Below are 18,453 nucleotides of genomic sequence, written 5' to 3' on the forward strand. Positions count from 1 at the left end.
TATCATCTCTTTTCATTAAAAATACAATTTCTAACTATTATATAACAGATGTTATAATTTTCAATTATTTTTATAACAGATTTAAAAAAGGAGCCAAACGGCTCCTTTTTTGAATAACTAATATTTTATCTTTTATCCTGAAAAACAGTCTGCTGCCCCAGCATCTTTTCTAAAACAGCAAACACAAGATAAGCACATATTACTTGCAATACAATATTTCCAAATTTCATTAATTCAAATGAATAAATCCATCGAAATAATTCGTTTAATAATACAATCGAAACGATACTAAATAGTTCTATACTAATTGAAAATATACATACTTCTAAAATAGATTGCTCTTGTATTCGATTTAAGTTGGAAAAGATGAATAAATATCCTAGAAATAGAGCCAATAATTCTATTTTTGTCATGCTAATTAGCCAAGCGTATAGTGGTACAGTTAAAAGAAGATATAATAGTTTACGTCTTAGCATGCCTTCTCCCCCTCTAAGTTAGAAGTAATCTTTTGTATATTTTAACATTTTTTACATGAAACAAACAGAAGAGACTTACGCCTCTTCTGTTTGTTTGACTGCATCTATTAACTCACATATTTCCTCTTGCTTTTCATTTTCTAAAAGCTCAATTACTTTACTTCCAACGACAACACCGTCGCATATTGTAATCATTTCTTCTATTTGCTCTCGTGTTGAAATACCGAATCCTGCCACTACTGGTAAGTGGACGTGTGATTTTACTTTTTCTAAGTAACTATGAATCTCAACTTTAAAGTTTTGACGTACTCCCGTTACGCCCGCTACTGTAACGGCGTAGACGAACCCTTCTGATTCACTCGTAATTTTTTCGATTCGCTCAATTGGGCTCGTTACAGTAACGAGTGGAATTAAAGCTATATTCGCCTCGCGTAGAAGCGGTGCAATGATGTCTTGTTCTTCATACGGTAAGTCCGGAACGATAATGCCGTCCACACCTGCTTCAAGACAGCTCTCGATGAAACGTTCTTTTCCGAATGCGAGTACTGGATTTAAATATGTCATGAGTACAAATGGAATTTTTACTTCTTTCCTTACTTCTACTAACGCTTGAAAAATACCTTTTAATGTTACACCGCTATCTAGCGCTCGTTTCCCTGCTCTTTGAATCGTTGGGCCGTCTGCGACTGGATCTGAAAACGGGATACCAATTTCAACAATGCTTGCTCCTGCTTCATCTAGAAAACGAATTCTTTCTTTTAGTTTTTCAAGGCCACCATCTCCGCCCATTACGTACGGAATAAATGCTTTTTTGCCATTTTCAAACGCTGCTTTAATTTTTTCTACTCCCATTTTTTACACCTCTTCCATATAACGTTTTATACTCTCTACATCTTTATCACCGCGGCCGGATAAACAAATGACAAGTCCTTCGTCTTTCTTCATTTGTGGCGCTAGCTTTAAAGCGTATGCAACAGCATGTGAACTCTCTAATGCCGGGATAATACCTTCTTTTTTCGTTAATAATTGAAATGCTTCTAACGCTTCTTCATCTGTAATGGAATGATAAGAAACGCGGCCAATGTCTTTTAGTAAACTATGTTCTGGTCCAACACCTGGGTAATCCAGTCCTGCCGAAATAGAGTGCGCTTCTTGAATTTGTCCTTCTTCATTTTGCAGAAGATACATCATCGATCCGTGTAAAACACCGACGCTTCCTTTCGTTAAAGTCGCTGCATGTTTTTCTGTATGAACGCCTTTTCCAGCGGCTTCTACGCCGTAAAGAGCTACTTCTTCATCGTGTACGAACGGGTAAAACATTCCCATTGCATTACTACCACCGCCAATACAAGCAACGACTGCTTCTGGTAGTTTTCCTTCTAACGCTTCATATTGTTTCTTCGTTTCTTTCCCAATTACACTTTGAAAATCACGAACAATTTGCGGGAATGGGTGTGGTCCAAGAACAGATCCCATAATGTAGTGCGTATCATGCACATGTGAAACCCAGTAACGAAGCGCCTCGTTCACCGCATCTTTTAACGTGCCGCTACCTGCTGCAACGCTTTCTACTTTCGCTCCGAGTAATTCCATTCGGAACACGTTTAATTTTTGTCGTCTCACATCTTCTTCTCCCATGAAGATGACGCATTCTAGTCCAAGAAGGGCACATACAGTAGCTGTTGCAACTCCGTGTTGTCCTGCTCCTGTTTCAGCGACAACTTTTTTCTTACCCATTCGTACCGCGAGAAGTGCCTGACCGATTGTATTGTTAATTTTGTGCGCTCCTGTATGGTTCAAATCTTCACGTTTCAAATAGATTTTTGCCCCGCCGCAATACTTCGTCATATTTTCAGCGAAATAAAGCGGTGTTTCTCTTCCAACGTACGTTTGTAAATAATGATTTAATTCCTTTTGAAACGCTTCATCTTGCATCGCTTCTTTATACGCTTCTTCTAGCTCTAGTACGGATTGCATTAACGTTTCTGGAACGTATCGCCCCCCATATATACCGTAATGACCTTTTTCATCTGGATATGCGTAGTTCATTTGGAACACTCCTTCGCTTTTATAATAAATTGTTTTATTTTTTCTATATCTTTCTTTCCTTCTGTCTCTACTCCGCTGCTTACATCGACCATATATGGCTGAACGGTTCGAATTGCTTCTTCTATATTAAGGATGTTTAATCCGCCAGCTAATATTGTTTTCTCTCGCAACTCGTTTGGCATATGTGCGAGTAACTCCCATGAGAATGTCTTTCCGTTTCCTCCGTGGAACTTTTCTTTCGGGCTATCAAATAACAGATAATTTGTTTCGTATTTTTTCGCACGTTCAATATCTTTATCTAAAGCTACTCCTACCGCTTTTATAGACGGAATATTCAATCTTATGATTTGATGATTGTCTTCATCCCCATGTAGTTGTACATGTGTTAACCCACACTCATCTGCAATTTTCTGGATCACTTCGACTGATTCATTTACGAAAACACCTACCTTGAAAACGTGGGCTGGAATTTTCTCAATAATTTCTTTCGCTTGCCCTGGAGTGATTTTCCGTTTACTTTCTGCAAAAACAAATCCGATTGCATCTGCTCCGTATTCACACGCTCTTTTTGCTGTTTCCATATCAGTGATGCCGCAAATCTTCACTTTCATATGCTCACCTTACAGTCTTCAAAAAAGGTACTGATAGAAGATGATGTCATAAGCGCTTCTCCAACTAATACACCTTTGGCTCCAGCTCTTTTAACACGAATAATATCTTCTTTTGAATGAATGCCACTTTCACTAATCCAAAGTAATTTCTCCTCATTCAATCTTTTTCCAAGCTTTTCAGTTTGGCTTAAATCTACTTCGAACGTTTTTAAATTACGATTATTAATGCCAATAACGTGCGGATTTAATTGAATCGCAGTTTCTAATTCCTGTTCATCATGAACTTCAACAATCGCTTCCAATCCTTTTTCTAACACGTAGCTATACAACTCTTTTAACTTCTCTTTCGTTAACGCTGCTACGATTAGTAAAATAATATCTGCTCCCGCTTCATACGCTCTATCGATTTGAATCTTATCGATTATGAAATCTTTACATAAAAGCGGAATGTTACTTTCTTCTCTTGCTGTTTGTAAATCGTGAAACGATCCTTTAAAAAATTGACCATCTGTTAAAACAGATACTGCTCCTGCCCCGCATTCTTCATATGTTCCCACTTGTTTTCGTACGTCAACGTGCAAATTGATATCTCCTTTTGATGGTGATGCTCGCTTTACTTCTGCAATGACAGTAAACTGCTGTAACGCTTCTACAAGTGAATGTGTCTTTCTTTTTGTTTTTACTGGTGTATATATTTCATATAACTCCGCAACTTCCTTTTTCTTCTGTTCTACAATTTTATCTAAAATCGTCCCCACTTTAGTTCACCCTTTCTAATTTTTCGTTGCTTGCTGCAATTAATAAGTTTAATTTGGTTAATGCTTTTCCAGAGTCAATGCTATGTGCCGCGAGTTTAATTCCTTCTTCAATCGTTTCCGTTTTTCCATTTGCGAAAAGAGCTAGACCTGCATTTAATAAAACTGTATCACGATAAGCACTCTTTTCTCCGCTCAATACGCCGACTGTAATCTTTGCATTTTCTTTTGAATTCCCCCCTCTAATTTCTTCATTTTTCACTCTTGAAAAACCATACTTTTCTGGATCAATACTCATTTCTACTATTTCATTATCTTTTAAAAGGACTACGTGATTTTCCCCTTGTAATGACGCTTCATCTAAAAAACCACTTCCATTTACGACAAGCGCTTGTTTCCGGCCTAACTTTTGTAATACTTGTGCAACTGGTAATAACATATCTCGTTTATAAATACCGACAAATTGTGTTTCTAAATTCACTGGATTTGTTAAAGGACCAATTAAATTAAAAATCGTCGGCACGTTTAACTCTTTTCTTATTTTCATAATGCGCCTTAGTGCTGGATGCATCGCTGGTGCAAATAAGAATGCAATGCCTACATGCTCTAGTAAATAATCAATTTCGTTTGGCGTACTACTAATATTTACACCTAGTTCTTCTAATAAGTCTGCACTTCCTGTTTTACTAGAAACAGCACGATTACCATGTTTTGCAACCTTTACACCTGCTCCTGCCAGTACGAATGCTGATGTTGTGCTAATATTAAACGTTTGAGCACCGTCACCACCCGTCCCGCAATTGTCCATTGCTCCTTGTATATGGTTCGAAAACGGCAATGCCTTTTCGCGAAGAGCTCGAACGAGACCGTATATTTCTTCTGCAGTTTCACCTTTCGCTTTCAGTAAAACTAAGAAAGCTGCAATTTCACTTTCTAATATGTTTTCACTTAATAAAAGTAGTCCTGCTTTATACATTTCCTCTTCTGTTAAATGTTGACCCTCCACTAATTTACGAAGATAGTTATTCATACTCTTTCCTCCTCCTTCACTTCTGTTAAAAAGGCACGTATTAACTTTCCGCCTTCTTCTGTTGCGATTGATTCCGGATGAAACTGTAATCCAAAGAGCGGATAATAATTGTGACGGACTGCCATTATTTCTCCGTCGTCCATCGCTGTCGCTAATATGTCAAAACACTCTGGCAAGCTCGTTTGCTCTGCAACAAGGGAATGATAGCGCATCGCCGTTAGCGGCTGTGTAACGTATGAAAAGATTGACGTTCCGTTATGTTTCACACGCGATGTTTTTCCGTGTTTAATACGTTCTGCTCTAACAATGTCTCCTCCAAATGCAGATATAATCGCTTGGTGGCCAAGACAAATCCCTAATATGGGAACGTTCTTATAAAAATGACGGATGACGTCGATACAAATGCCAGCATCCTCTGGTTTTCCTGGTCCTGGTGAAAGTACAATTCCTCTTGGATTCATCTCTTCTAACTGTTCTATCGTTATTTCATTATTTCTTACAACTACACTTTCTTCTTCATGTTCGCCTAACAGTTGGTACAAGTTATATGTGAACGAATCGTAATTATCGATAAGTACAATCATTTCATTACCTCCAAAAGCGCTCTCGCTTTATTTAATGTTTCTTCATATTCAGCTACTGGATCTGAATCGTAAACGACTCCTGCTCCTGCCTGAACGTATGCTTTTTCATCCTTTACGACCATCGTTCGAATGGCGAGCGCCATATCAAGATTTCCTGAAAAACTAACGTATCCAACTGCACCGGCGTATACATTTCTTTTTTCATTCTCTAGCTCATTTATAATTTCCATCGCTCTAATTTTCGGAGCCCCAGAAACCGTCCCTGCCGGTAAGCAATACGCTAACGCATCAAATCCGCTCATTTGTTTTCGCAATGTTCCGTAAACTTCAGATACAATGTGCATAACGTGAGAGTATTTCTCTACTTTCATATATTTATCTATCGTAACCGAGCCGATTTCGCTCACTCTACCAATATCATTTCGCCCTAGGTCCACAAGCATCATATGCTCCGCCCGCTCTTTCTCATTTCCTAACAGTTCTTTTTCGATTTCCTCATCTTCCTGCTTCGTTTTCCCTCTCGGCCTCGTACCAGCAATTGGATTTGTCATTACCTTATCGTCTCTTACTGATAGTAAACTTTCTGGTGAAGAACCGAGAACGACGTAATCTTGAAAATCGATATAAAACATATATGGTGATGGATTCGCAATTCGAAGTTTCCGGTATAATGCAAATGGATCACCAATACATTCACTTTGTAAACGCTGTGACAGTACGACTTGGAATATGTCTCCCGCTCTTATATGTTCTTTCGCCATTTCTACCATCTCACAAAACTCTTTTTCCGTTATAGAAGAAGTGAATGATAATGTGGATTGTATTGCATTTACTTCAGCTTCTTCTCCTTGTAGCACTTCCTCTTTGTATACTCGTAGCCTTTCGTATACTTCCTCATAATCTGCTGAATCATCTTCCCTGCATACATATACAAGCGACAACTTTTGGCGTAAATGATCGTAAACGATAAACTCACGATATAGTAAAAGGTGTACTTCCGGAATATTTAATGGGTCGTGTAAATCCGCTCCAATGTTTTCATACTGCCGAATGACATCATATCCAATATATCCAACTGCTCCTCCGCAAAATGGAAATGGACTGTCTACTTGTGATGGTGCGATTACTTCTTCTAACACTTGTAGTACGTTACCTTGTAACTTTTCTGTTTGCCCATATATCGTTCGTTCTACTTCCGTACCAACGCTTTTCACTTCTCCATAAGGATTACACCCTAAGTAAGAATAACGTCCTTTATCTTGATGAAGCTGTGAACTTTCTAATAAAAATTTCTTCTTCCCTTTCATACGTCTATATAAAGAAATTGGCGTAATGCTATCTCCTTCTTCTTCAGTGATTACTAAAAATGTCTTTCTCTCTCTTTTTTGTTTTATAAATTCTTCTTTCGTCATCATGTCCTTCACCTCACTCTGAAAAATAAAAAAGTCCCCTACATATCGAAAATATGTAGAGGACGATAAATATACCGCGGTACCACCTCGTGTTGGATGCAAAAGCATCCCGCTTTGTTCAGGTACAAAATTTATACCTTATCCTTGTAACGGCGGAACCCGGGTTGCCTACTGAAAACAATTGTTCAGCATACCTCTCGTAAGCCCATTCCGTATATGGCACCGCACCGGGCTCCCACCTGTCCCCGGCTCTCTGTAACGTCTCCAATATACGTACTCTTCTTACTTAAACGATTTAATTTATTTAATTTTTTATACACAAAAAGGGAGTACTCATCCTATAGAAAGGACGGGTACTCCCGTGGTGCCACCTTAATTCGTTACGAATGTAACGCACTTTGCCGTATCAAAAAATAATACGTGTCTCTTATATCGATGAGATCATGTCGCCAAAGCCTACTTCTTTCGTTTCGGTTTGGAAGCTCCGAAGCCCATTCCACATCAATCCCATACTGATTCGCACCAACCATCAGCTCTCTGACATGTTCATCATGTGTACTCTTCTTCATCAACGCTTGCATTTTTTTAAGTTGCACTCATTATATTCCTCGCGTTTCTAAAAAGTCAATGCTTTTTCTAAAAAAAATATTTTTTCTTCATCCAATATTATATTGACAAAACAACCCGTTTTTATGTAAATATAATAAATACTCTATTAAAATTACGGTTTTTTGTCAGAAAATCATATATTACAAAAGCGAAACATTGTCAAAAAACGCTTACATTTCAGAAAATTCATATTTCTGAATGGATTTTTCTGAATAATCATGATAGATTATAAATATGCATAACGCATCAAAAGACATGACAAAAGGAAGGGGAACTACATGAGTACGCAGATGTTAACTTTAACTTCTATCTCTATTTACATGCTCGGGATGTTAGTAATCGGCTATTTCGCCTACAAACGAACGTCCAACTTAACAGATTATATGCTTGGCGGGCGTACACTAGGCCCCGCAGTAACAGCATTAAGTGCTGGAGCATCAGATATGAGCGGTTGGCTTTTAATGGGCTTACCCGGTGCAATGTTTAGCGTTGGATTAAGTAGTAGTTGGATTGCAATCGGCCTAACATTAGGCGCATACGCAAACTGGCTATATGTCGCTCCTCGCTTACGTACCTACTCTGAAATTGCAAACAACTCTATTACTATTCCAGAATTTTTGGAACACCGTTTCCACGACAAATCTCACATGCTACGCTTAGTATCCGGACTTGTTATTATGATTTTCTTTACTTTTTATGTAGCTTCAGGATTAGTTTCAGGCGCTGTATTATTTGAAAATTCATTTGGTATGAACTATCATGTTGGATTATTCATTGTAGCAGGCGTTGTTGTAGCTTACACATTATTTGGTGGTTTCTTAGCAGTAAGTTGGACAGACTTCGTGCAAGGAATCATTATGGTTGTTGCTCTTATTCTTGTTCCTATCGTAACAATTATGAATGCAAACGGACTTGGACCTGCATTTGATACAATTCGATCTGTAGATCCAACACGTTTAGATATTTTTAAAGGTGCCTCCACTTTAGGAATTGTTTCCTTATTCGCATGGGGCCTTGGTTATGTTGGACAACCTCATATTATCGTGCGCTTTATGGCAATTTCTTCTGTAAAAGAACTTAAAAGCGCACGAAGAATTGGTATGAGCTGGATGATTTTCTCTGTTGTCGGAGCTATGTTTACTGGTCTTATCGGTATTGCCTACTATTCACAACAAGATTTGACATTATCTAACCCAGAGACAATTTTCCTTGAGCTTGGAAAAATTTTATTCCATCCACTTATTACTGGATTTTTATTAGCAGCGATTTTAGCTGCAATTATGAGTACAATCTCATCTCAGCTTCTCGTTACTTCAAGTGCTGTAACAGAAGACTTATATCATACATTCTTTAAACGTTCTGCTTCTGATAAAGAGCTTGTATTTGTCGGTCGTATGGCTGTTCTTGGTATCGCCTTAGTTGGGTGCGCATTAGCGTTTAAACAAAATGATACGATTTTAGCTCTTGTTGGATACGCTTGGGCTGGATTTGGTTCTTCATTCGGACCAGCTATTTTATTAAGTCTATATTGGAAACGTATGACGAAATGGGGCGCGCTTGCTGGTATGATTTCTGGTGCCGCGACTGTTATTATATGGACTCAATTTAAATTCTTAACAAACTTCTTATATGAAATGATTCCTGGTTTCACAATTAGTTTACTTGCAATCATAATCGTTAGTTTACTAACACAACCTTCAAAAGAAGTTGAAGAGCAATTTGAGGATTTCGAAAAACAACATAGTCATAGTCTATAAAAAAGCTTTGCTGTTATCATAACAGCAGAGCTTTTTTTATTACAGTTCGACAATCTTCTTCTCAAATTTAACAAATTCTTTATGTTTCGTTAAATTTAACATAACACTACTCCTTTATAGTATTAGTATCAGCACTTATACAGAAAGGGGACTCCAACATGTTAGCAGCTTTCCAGCAACAACACATAAGAAAATTTTCACCTATTACAAATGCTTCTGCTTCTCGTTTAAACATTCAACCTAATCCACCCAAAATTTCAATTGCTCCTTCTGTTATTTCAGTTATCGGTGTTCATATGGAAAAAAATAAGTTGAAAATAAAAACTGGGCAAAGTACTGAGTTATCAGCTTCCGTTTTACCAATGCAAGCGACGAATCAGGAGCTTATTTGGACAAATATGAATTCTGATGTCATCACAATATATCCAAAAGGTGATACGGTAACGATTACTGGAAAAAGTGCAGGAAGAGCAGTCGTAATTGTTACAACTGCTGAAGGAAAATTTCGTGACCTATGCGTCATTCATGTACAACCTTATATGACAAATCCAAAGTAAAAGAGTGGCTTCATAGCCACTCTTTTACTTCATTTCAATGTGCGGATTTTTACTTTTCACAAGATTAATAAATTGTTCTTTATTTTTAGGAGAAATAATCTCTGTTTCATATGACCCGTAAACAATTTCTAATCGATCGAATGATAACGCATAAGCCGCTATTGGATTTTTTGTATTGGAAATTCGTTTTATGTCTCGTATAAATATACGCTTTTTAACGGGACCTGATGTAATCATAACTATTTCTTCCTTAACGATATATTTTGTTGAAAACCAACTCCAACTAAACAGTATAGCTAATGGAATTGTAAAAAATAAGAGAAAGTATTCTCTCCCTGCAAATATTGGAGCAAAACAGGCGCCTAAAACAATGAAAAAGATTGGATATAACCATGTATCTTTTTTTGATGGAAATCCCATTACGCTCTCCCCTCTCTTGATTTAAGTCAATGAATTCCCCTCCTTCTCTTATTAAAATAAAAGTAATATTGAAATAGGAGGACGACATATGAATGAACGAAAGTTTGCCTTATTTGCTGGTACTTCTCTACTTGTTATGGCATTCATTGCATTTTTTTCTTACGGTTTTGTTCACGGAAATCTCGTTGTACAAGGAGATACGAACGCGACATTTCATAATATCCAAACTTCAAATTCACTTTTCAAAGCAGAAATCTTCGGTTGGATTATCATTTTTATCACTGATATTGTCGCCGCATGGGCTCTTTATTTCTTTCTAAAACCTATCCATGCTAACCTCTCATTACTAACTGCCTGTCTTCGTCTTATGTATACAGCTACACTTGGGATTGCTATATTCAATTTAATATTTGTATTACTTCTTTCAAAAAGTACAGTTGCTAATTCAGAAGCATATACAATGTTATTTCTAGAAGCTTTTGAATACATTTGGTCTGTAGGATTAATCATTTTCGGCTTACATCTTTTCGTTTTAGGATATGTAACTTTTCTATTTAAACAAATACCGAAATTTATTAGTATACTACTGTTCATCGCCGCTATCGGTTATATCGTCATTCACGCCATGAATACAATGTTTTCACAATATGATGCGATGCTTTCCATTCTTAACGTTGTCTTTCAACCACCGATGATTGCAGGCGAACTAGGATTTAGTATATGGCTATTGCTTAGAGGTGGAAAAAACTCTACTGTTTGAGTCGTTTCTTAATTCTGCTTAATGATTCCGGCGTAATACCTAGATAACTTGCCAGTTGATATTGAGGAACACGCTCGATTAAATGAGTTCGTTTTTGTAATAATGATCTGTAGCGTTCTTCTGGTGTCGATGCAATAAATAACGTAAGCTCTTCTTGTACTTCACCAAAATTGTATTCAATCATTTGGCGCGTCATTTCTTCTAACTGTGAATATTTCTTATACATGTCCTTTTCACTATACAGGTCGCCAACTACTACCATGCAGTCTTCTAAACACGTTAACGTATGCGGGGATGATTTATCTTGTTTATGATGATTGAAATTTGCAATTGCTTGTTCTTCTGTATAAAAATTTGATGTAACTTCTTTCCCTGCTACATCTATACAATATTGTCTAACACATCCTTTTAATACAAAATAACATTTTGACGGAACATCTCCTTGCCTTAAGAGCACTGTTCCTTTTTTATATTCTTCAATTTGTAATTCACTAAGGATCATCCGTTGCTGTTCTTCACTTAATGTTGTAAATCTCTTCATATACTTCTTTAATATCTCTTCCATTTCTCTCCCCCTTCTTCATCTAAATTTCTATAAAGTGAAACTATAATCAGTGGGGGGTTACGGGCAGTAAAACTCCCCACCAACTTCTTTGCTCCAGCCGAATTTTGAGGTGGGAGTTTTACTGCCCTCAAATAGCGGAATAAAATAAAAAGAGAAGTATCCTAACTTCTCTTTTCTCCGCTAACATTATAATTCCTGTGTATACACTGGCTCGTTCACCACATTTTTTGCTGTTCGTTTTTGTTGCTGTAATAAGAAAACAGATACACCAAACAATACGAGCATGCTGCCGATAATTTGCATTGCATTTAATTTTTCTCCAAGTAAAAAGAACGCAAGTACAGATGCCCCAACAGGTTCTCCTAAAATACTCATGGAAATTGTTGTTGCATTTACGTAGTTTAATAGCCAGTTATTAATGACATGCGACACTGTCGGCACAATCGCAAGTAAAAGAAAAATAGTCCAGTCCCACTTCGTATAACCTGTAAAAGGTACTTGCAGCACTATATTATAAATCCCCATAAAAATACCTGCGAATGCAAAAACTGTAAAGCTATAAATCCAGTGTGATACTTTCTTTACTGTCGTTTGTCCGATAAATAAATAACCGACAACCGCTATTACACTGAAAAAGGATAATATATCTCCATAAATTGCTTGTTTACTTAAACCTAAATCTCCCCAACCAATACACATTACACCTAATATAGCGATACCCATCGTTGCAATGGCTGAGTAGGTTGTTCTTTCTTTAAATAGAAAAAAACCTCCAACTAAAGACACGATTGGTTGAAGTGCTAAAATAATTGTCGAGCTAGCAACTGTTGTATGCTTTAAAGACTCAAACCATAAAAGAAAATGTAGCGCTAAAAAGAATCCAGATCCAATTAAAAATCCCCAATCTTTTATTTGAATCTTCTGGAACTCTTCTCGTTTCTTCCAAACGATAGGCAGCATAATAAGTACAATAATCCATAAACGATACATACTTAAGATGGAAGATGGTGCTGAGGACATCTTTACAAAAACTGCTGCGAATGAAATAGCTATAATGGAAATGGCTAACGGTAGTGCAATTGATCTTTCTTGTTTCAAATTCTGTCTCCCCTCTCACCTGTCAAAAATCCCACTTCATTATATCCGTTTTCTTTCCTAACTTAAATACTAATTTTTTAGATTCTTCGTACCATTATGGTAAAATAGAAATTAAGGCACCTATTAGTGAATCGTTCTTTCATTTTCACTATAAGCGTCGCCCTTACAATCATTACAGTAAATTTTTATTTAGGGGGATCTACATGAATCAAACAATAGGGAGAATTGAAGAAATTTCATTTTATAGCGCATCACTTCAAGAAGATGTTACGCTTTTAGTTTACTTACCAGTAAATTACACGCCACTGCACAAACATACAGTTGTAATTGCACAAGATGGTAGAGATTATTTTCAGCTCGGTAAAGCACACCGTGTAATTGAAAACCTTCGTGAAACTGAAGAAATTGACCGCACAATTATTGTCGGTATTCCATATAAAAACGTACACGATCGTAAGGAAAAATATTTCCCAGGCGATGTAAAGAATGCTGCTTACATTCGTTTCCTTGCTCACGAGCTTGCTCCATATATCGATGAAAATTATCCAACGTATCAAATGGGTAAAGGACGCGTTTTAATTGGAGATTCTCTTGGCGGTACAGTTTCCTTTATGACTGCACTTATGTATCCGCATACATTCGGTAAAGTCGTTATGCAATCACCATTTGTTGACGAAACAGTGATGAACTTAGCAAAAGAATTCAAAGATCCACAGGCTTTAGAACTTTATCACGTCATTGGTACAGAAGAAACAGCTGTAAAGCGCACTGATGGACAAGTATCTGATTTCGTAGAACCGAACCGTGAGCTCAATACTCTTCTTACAGATAGAAATTTCATCACGCATTACGAAGAGTTTGAAGGTAATCATACTTGGAAGTATTGGCAGGCTGACTTACCGAAAGCCTTCTCTCATATTCTATCAATGAAATAATAGAGAGCAGTGTTCAGAATAATTTGATATAATAGATAAAGAGATTTATTTTTCTCAAAATCTAACTAGACTTACAAAGGGAGGAATTGGAACATGAAATTAGGCATTGTAATTTTTCCATCAAAAATGATTCAAGATAAAGCGAACGGATTGCGTAAACGTTATGATCCACATTACGCATTAGTTCCGCCACATATTACATTGAAAACACCCTTTGAGACGCAAGATGAACAATTAGAATCGATTGTGAATGAGTTACATACAATCGCAAACAAAACGAACCCTTTCACCCTTCATGTTGGAAAAGTTGGTTCATTCGCACCTGTTAATAATGTTCTTTATTTTAAAGTAGAAAAAACACCTGAACTTACTTTCTTAAATGAAGAAATGCATAATGGATTCTTTACACAAGAGCGCGAGTACTCTTTCGTACCTCATTTAACAATCGGTCAAGACTTATCAGATGCAGAGCACGCTGATGTATTAGGTCGATTACGTATGAAAGATTTCTATTATGAGCAACCAATCGATCGTTTCCACCTTCTATACCAATTAGAAAATGGAACGTGGACTGTACATGAAACATTCCACCTCGGAAAGGAGAACAACTAATTTGCACGCACAAATCGTACAAACGGACGAACAACTAAGTGATGCATTCTCTGTACGTAAGCAAGTATTTGTAAATGAACAACAGGTTTCTGCAGAAGAAGAGTATGATGAGTTTGAAGAAATTTCAACACACGTTGTTATATATGATAATGATGTTCCAGTTGGTGCTGGTCGCTTCCGCATCGTTGATGGAATAGGAAAAATGGAGCGCATTTGCGTACTAGCTTCCCATCGTAAAAAAGGCATTGGTAAAATCATTATGGATGCACTTGAAGCCTATGCGAAGGAAGAGTCTCTACCGAAATTGAAACTTCATGCCCAAACACATGCTGAAGATTTCTATAAAAAACTTGGATACGTAACGAGTTCTGATGTATTTATGGAAGCAAATATTCCTCACATCGTTATGATAAAAGCATTGTAATTTGAAAACAGGAGGTAGCCCCTCCTGTTTTTTACATTGCTATTTTCTTTTTCTTCCGCTAAAGTTAAATGTTGATGCTATAGTTTTGAAGGTGAATATATGACACAAGAAAAATTTTCACAAAAATCGTTAACACACGCTGACATTCCGCAAGCGACGTATCATATTCCGAAAACATCTACCCATTTAATTATGGAAGAAGATGCAGATGCGGCGTATTTCCGCGCTTTAGAACAGCAAGGTGTTTATTTAAATGAAAAACAGTTAGAAGCAGTGCAAACGACAGAAGGACCTGTCCTTACACTAGCTGGTGCTGGAAGTGGTAAAACATCTGTTTTGACAACTCGCGTTGGTTATTTAGTTAATGTAAAACATGTTCATCCACGAAATATTTTGCTGCTGACGTTTACACAAAAAGCAGCTGAAGAAATTCGAAGCCGTGTAGCGAATTTACCTGGTATGAATCATGCCGCAAGTAGCTATGTCGTTGCTGGTACATTCCACTCTGTCTTTTTAAAATTGCTTCGTAGTCAAGGATATAATCAGCAAATTTTAGCAAATGAAAAACATAAACAAATTATGATAAAGAAAATTTTGAAAGAATTACGCTTAAAAGACGCTTATGATGCCGAAACGATACTCGCTATGATTTCACTTGAGAAAAACAAATTGAATCGTCCGAAAGATGTAAAAGCGAAAACACCGGTTGAACAAGAGTTCAAAGAAGTATACGAACGTTTCGAAGAGGTAAAACAACGGTACAATTATATCGATTTTGACGACATCTTATTAGAAATGTATTATCTGTTAGAAAATAACGCTCCCCTGCTTACTCAATTACAAGAGCGTTTTCATTACATTGAAGTAGATGAGTTTCAAGATACGTCGTATGCACAATATGAAATTGTAAAATTGTTAGCCACGCCAAGAAATAATTTATTTATCGCAGGTGATGACGATCAAGCGATTTACGGCTGGCGAGGGGCAAGTCACCAAATTATTTTATCTTTTCCAAAGGAATTTGATAATACAACGATTATCGCACTTAATACGAATTATCGATCTAATCCATTTATCGTCGGACTTGGAAATGAAGTTATTAAGCTCAATCAAGAACGTTTTGATAAAGAGCTATATTCTGTTCGTAACGATGGCATGCAGCCGTTTTATGCAAGACCTGCGACAACTCTTGATGAAGCAAATCAAATTTTGCAACTCATTCAGGAAAAAGTAGATAGTGGTGAACGAAATTATAAAGATTTTTGTTTATTATATCGTACACATTCTGTAAGCCGTTCTTTACTTGATCAGCTTACAATTCATAAGATTCCATTTATTAAACATGGAGCGAGCCAATCGTTCTACGAGCATTCTTTAATTAGGCCCGTATTAGATCACTTACGACTCGTGCTAGAACCGTTCCGCCTCGAATCACTTTCAAATATATTACCAACAATGTATATTGGCCGTGATGAGTGCATTTCATTTATTGAACGTGAACAATGGAAATATGGTGAGGGCCGTTTCCCTTCTCTTCTTCATTTTCTATTACTAAATCCAAGCTTAAAACCTTTTCAAGTTAAAAAAGTAAATGAGCGTATCGATTTTATTAAGTTTATAAAAGAACTAGAACCGAAAAAAGCATTGAAAGAAATTATTCATGGTAAAGGAAAATATTTAGAGTACTTACAAAGTAATGATCGTTCTTCCTTTACGATGCATAAAGACATACAAGAAGAAATGTTAGAAGAATTAATGGAATCAGCAACTCGCTTTACGGATATTCCAGCTTATTTACAATTTATTAATGAGGCAATTCAAGGTCAAAAAGAAATGGAAGCATTAAAAACAATGCCGCAAAAAGATGCCGTGTCGCTTATGTCGATTCATAACGCAAAAGGCCTTGAGTTTCCATGCGTCTTTTTACTCGGAGCAAGCGATGGTATATTGCCGCATACTTCTTCTTTAAAAGATGCCAATGACCGTGTGACGGAGACTTCTGAAGCATTAGAAGAAGAACGACGATTACTCTATGTCGCAATTACGCGTGCTAAAGAAGAACTTTACATTTCCTCCCCGCAATTTTTCAGAGGAAAAAAACTAGATATATCTCGTTTTTTATATACTGCGCGAAAAGATTTATCTGAAAAGACACCCATTAAATAAGGGTGTCTTTTTGCATATCACGTTATGTACATCCCCTCTATATAAATTCCCTGTTTCTATCCTGAGAATTAACGTAATATCGACCATATCCCGTTCATATTGTAATAGTGTATGTCAGAACTCACGATAAGGAGTGAACATAATGAGCTGCAATTGCAACGAAGATCATCATCACCATGATTTTGATTTCAACTGTGTATCTAATGTCGTTCGTTTTATACATGAATTACAAGAATGTGCAACCACTACATGTGGATCTGGTTGCGAAGTTCCATTTTTAGGAGCACATAACACTGCATCAGTAGCGAATACACGTCCTTTTATTTTATACACAAAAACCGGAGAGCCTTTTGAAGCATTTGCACCATCAGGAAGTCTTACTAGCTGTAGAACTCCAATTTTCCGCGTTGAAAGCATTGATGATGATGATTGTGCTGTGTTACGTGCATTAGCTGTAGTATTAGGTGATGGTTCCTCTGTACCACCTGGTGACGATCCAATTTGTACGTTTTTAAATGTACCAAATGCAAGGTTAATATCGACCCCTGCTTGTCTGACAGTTGATTTAAGTTGTTTCTGTGCTATTCAATGCTTACGTGATGTTACGATTTAAAACTAAATAACGATTTAAGCATGGATTGGGTGGCAGAATTTTCTGCCACCCAATCCATGCTTAAAAGGTATTATTATGTATTTTTTATAAAATTGGGAACTTGTCTAGAGCAAATAACTTGTCCCCTACATTAACTGAAAGTAGAAACAGATAAAGGAGTGAAAAACATGTTCTCTTCTGATTGCGAATTTACTAAAATTGATTGCGAAGCGAAACCAGCTAGTACACTACCTGCCTTCGGTTTTGCGTTCAACGCTTCTGCACCTCAATTTGCTTCATTATTCACACCACTACTATTACCTAGCGTAAGTCCAAATCCAAATATTACTGTTCCTGTAATAAATAATACAGTAAGTGTCGGAGACGGTATTCGAATTCAAGTAGCTGGTATTTATCAAATCAGTTATACATTAACAATTAGTCTTGATAACGTTCCTACTGCACCAGAAGCTGGTCGTTTCTTCTTATCATTAGGTACACCAGCTAACATTATTCCTGGATCAGGTACAGCGGTTCGCTCTAACGTTATTGGTACTGGTGAAGTAGACGTATCCAGTGGTGTTATTCTTATTAACTTAAACCCTGGTGACTTAATTCAAATTGTACCAGTTGAACTGCTTGGAACTGTAGACATCCGTGCTGCAGCATTAACAGTTGCACAAATTAGCTAGTAAAAAGCGGTATTTCTTAATTGAAATACCGCTTTTTATATTTATAATAAAAAACACTCACCGTAACATGAGTGTTTCATTCTTCATATTGTTTTATTGTATTCTTCTTTTTCCCACAGTTGCATCCCTTTTTTTTCACAAACCCTTGTTGCTGTAATTGCTCTTGATATGCCTGATGTTGTGCTTGTTGCTGTTGCTGTATGTTATACCACTGCTGTAGGTCATATAAATTTTGCCTTGAATTATTGCTCACAGCAAACATCTCCTCTACTGTCAATTCTGTCTATTTACTATATGAACAACTCCTTATTTCCGTTCCCTCATCCTCTTAAACTCCGCTTTTACTAGC

The 18,453-nt window shown here is 36.9% G+C and carries 21 protein-coding genes and 2 other annotated features; of the genes, 9 read left to right on the forward strand and 12 right to left on the reverse strand.

Translation table 11 applies throughout. The features are described 5' to 3' along the window. Positions 1–125 precede the first annotated feature (125 nt). The 8 genes from QCI75_RS20650 to trpE form a co-directional block, all read right to left on the reverse strand. Positions 126–476, reverse strand: a complete 351-nt coding sequence (locus QCI75_RS20650) for a DUF4029 domain-containing protein (RefSeq protein WP_144507171.1) — start codon at positions 474–476, stop codon at positions 126–128. A gap of 75 nt (positions 477–551) precedes the next feature. After that, positions 552–1,328 (reverse strand): tryptophan synthase subunit alpha, encoded by a 777-nt coding sequence (trpA, locus tag QCI75_RS20655; RefSeq protein ID WP_144507172.1) that lies wholly within the window; start codon positions 1,326–1,328, stop codon positions 552–554. 3 nt (positions 1,329–1,331) lie between these two features. Further along, entirely contained in the window at positions 1,332–2,525 is a 1,194-nt protein-coding gene (gene trpB, locus QCI75_RS20660) for a tryptophan synthase subunit beta (RefSeq protein WP_144507173.1), read from the reverse strand. After that, the gene (locus tag QCI75_RS20665) at positions 2,522–3,136 is read right to left on the reverse strand and encodes a phosphoribosylanthranilate isomerase (RefSeq protein ID WP_144507174.1); all 615 of its coding nucleotides are present in this window, start codon (positions 3,134–3,136) and stop codon (positions 2,522–2,524) included. The genes trpB and QCI75_RS20665 overlap by 4 nt, the downstream gene beginning before the upstream one ends. Beyond that, entirely contained in the window at positions 3,133–3,894 is a 762-nt protein-coding gene (gene trpC, locus QCI75_RS20670; RefSeq protein ID WP_144507175.1) for an indole-3-glycerol phosphate synthase TrpC, read from the reverse strand. The genes QCI75_RS20665 and trpC overlap by 4 nt, the downstream gene beginning before the upstream one ends. 1 nt (position 3,895) lies before the next feature. Beyond that, complete coding sequence (gene trpD / locus QCI75_RS20675) at positions 3,896–4,921, reverse strand: anthranilate phosphoribosyltransferase (protein ID WP_144507176.1); 1,026 nt, start codon at positions 4,919–4,921, stop codon at positions 3,896–3,898. Further along, positions 4,918–5,505, reverse strand: coding sequence for an aminodeoxychorismate/anthranilate synthase component II (locus QCI75_RS20680; protein WP_144507177.1), 588 nt, complete (start codon positions 5,503–5,505; stop codon positions 4,918–4,920). Before QCI75_RS20680 ends, trpD begins: the two co-directional genes overlap by 4 nt. Beyond that, positions 5,502–6,920 carry an anthranilate synthase component I gene (gene trpE, locus QCI75_RS20685; RefSeq protein ID WP_144507178.1) on the reverse strand — a complete coding sequence of 473 codons (1,419 nt, stop codon included), beginning with the start codon at positions 6,918–6,920 and terminating at the stop codon, positions 5,502–5,504. Before trpE ends, QCI75_RS20680 begins: the two co-directional genes overlap by 4 nt. Positions 6,921–6,972: 52 nt before the next feature. Then, positions 6,973–7,217, reverse strand: a binding site (T-box leader). Between the two features lie 42 nt (positions 7,218–7,259). Next, positions 7,260–7,498, reverse strand: a binding site (T-box leader). A 306-nt stretch (positions 7,499–7,804) separates the two neighbouring features. Between trpE and putP the strand changes: the two genes are divergently transcribed. Further along, positions 7,805–9,283 carry a sodium/proline symporter PutP gene (gene putP / locus QCI75_RS20690; protein WP_002158851.1) on the forward strand — a complete coding sequence of 493 codons (1,479 nt, stop codon included), beginning with the start codon at positions 7,805–7,807 and terminating at the stop codon, positions 9,281–9,283. A gap of 158 nt (positions 9,284–9,441) precedes the next feature. After that, the gene (locus QCI75_RS20695; protein ID WP_144507179.1) at positions 9,442–9,840 is read left to right on the forward strand and encodes an Ig-like domain-containing protein; all 399 of its coding nucleotides are present in this window, start codon (positions 9,442–9,444) and stop codon (positions 9,838–9,840) included. A gap of 24 nt (positions 9,841–9,864) precedes the next feature. Here QCI75_RS20695 and QCI75_RS20700 read toward each other — a convergent pair whose 3' ends face one another. Continuing rightward, entirely contained in the window at positions 9,865–10,260 is a 396-nt protein-coding gene (locus tag QCI75_RS20700; protein WP_144507180.1) for a PH domain-containing protein, read from the reverse strand. Between the two features lie 88 nt (positions 10,261–10,348). On the opposite strand from QCI75_RS20700, the gene QCI75_RS20705 reads away from it, so the two are divergent. After that, positions 10,349–11,020, forward strand: a complete 672-nt coding sequence (locus tag QCI75_RS20705; RefSeq protein ID WP_353761093.1) for a DUF4386 domain-containing protein — start codon at positions 10,349–10,351, stop codon at positions 11,018–11,020. Here the strand turns inward: QCI75_RS20705 and QCI75_RS20710 are convergent. Then, complete coding sequence (locus QCI75_RS20710; protein WP_353761094.1) at positions 11,010–11,585, reverse strand: Crp/Fnr family transcriptional regulator; 576 nt, start codon at positions 11,583–11,585, stop codon at positions 11,010–11,012. The genes QCI75_RS20705 and QCI75_RS20710 overlap by 11 nt on opposite strands. Before the next feature lie 186 nt (positions 11,586–11,771). Then, entirely contained in the window at positions 11,772–12,683 is a 912-nt protein-coding gene (locus QCI75_RS20715) for a DMT family transporter (RefSeq protein WP_353761095.1), read from the reverse strand. A 203-nt stretch (positions 12,684–12,886) separates the two neighbouring features. Between QCI75_RS20715 and QCI75_RS20720 the strand changes: the two genes are divergently transcribed. The 6 genes from QCI75_RS20720 to exsF all read left to right on the forward strand — a co-directional run bounded on the left by QCI75_RS20720 (position 12,887) and on the right by exsF (position 18,104). After that, positions 12,887–13,618 (forward strand): alpha/beta hydrolase, encoded by a 732-nt coding sequence (locus tag QCI75_RS20720; RefSeq protein ID WP_353761096.1) that lies wholly within the window; start codon positions 12,887–12,889, stop codon positions 13,616–13,618. 93 nt (positions 13,619–13,711) lie between these two features. Next, positions 13,712–14,230: a YjcG family protein gene (locus QCI75_RS20725; RefSeq protein ID WP_002011397.1), complete on the forward strand. Its 519-nt coding sequence runs from the start codon at positions 13,712–13,714 to the stop codon at positions 14,228–14,230. Position 14,231: 1 nt separating this feature from the next. Next, positions 14,232–14,654 carry a GNAT family N-acetyltransferase gene (locus tag QCI75_RS20730; RefSeq protein ID WP_144504182.1) on the forward strand — a complete coding sequence of 141 codons (423 nt, stop codon included), beginning with the start codon at positions 14,232–14,234 and terminating at the stop codon, positions 14,652–14,654. Between the two features lie 99 nt (positions 14,655–14,753). Continuing rightward, positions 14,754–16,820: an ATP-dependent helicase gene (locus tag QCI75_RS20735; protein ID WP_144504180.1), complete on the forward strand. Its 2,067-nt coding sequence runs from the start codon at positions 14,754–14,756 to the stop codon at positions 16,818–16,820. 142 nt (positions 16,821–16,962) lie between these two features. Next, on the forward strand, positions 16,963–17,433 hold the full coding sequence (cotY, locus tag QCI75_RS20740) for a spore coat protein CotY (RefSeq protein WP_144504178.1): 471 nt from the start codon (positions 16,963–16,965) through the stop codon (positions 17,431–17,433). A 167-nt stretch (positions 17,434–17,600) separates the two neighbouring features. Beyond that, positions 17,601–18,104, forward strand: coding sequence for an exosporium protein ExsF (gene exsF / locus QCI75_RS20745; protein WP_078184100.1), 504 nt, complete (start codon positions 17,601–17,603; stop codon positions 18,102–18,104). 76 nt (positions 18,105–18,180) lie between these two features. On the opposite strand, the gene QCI75_RS20750 is transcribed toward exsF, so the two are convergent. After that, positions 18,181–18,366, reverse strand: a complete 186-nt coding sequence (locus tag QCI75_RS20750) for a cytochrome C oxidase subunit III (protein WP_144504177.1) — start codon at positions 18,364–18,366, stop codon at positions 18,181–18,183. Between the last annotated feature and the right edge of the window lie 87 nt (positions 18,367–18,453).

This window comes from Bacillus cereus group sp. RP43 (assembly GCF_040459645.1).
GTDB lineage: Bacteria > Bacillota > Bacilli > Bacillales > Bacillaceae_G > Bacillus_A > Bacillus_A mycoides_C.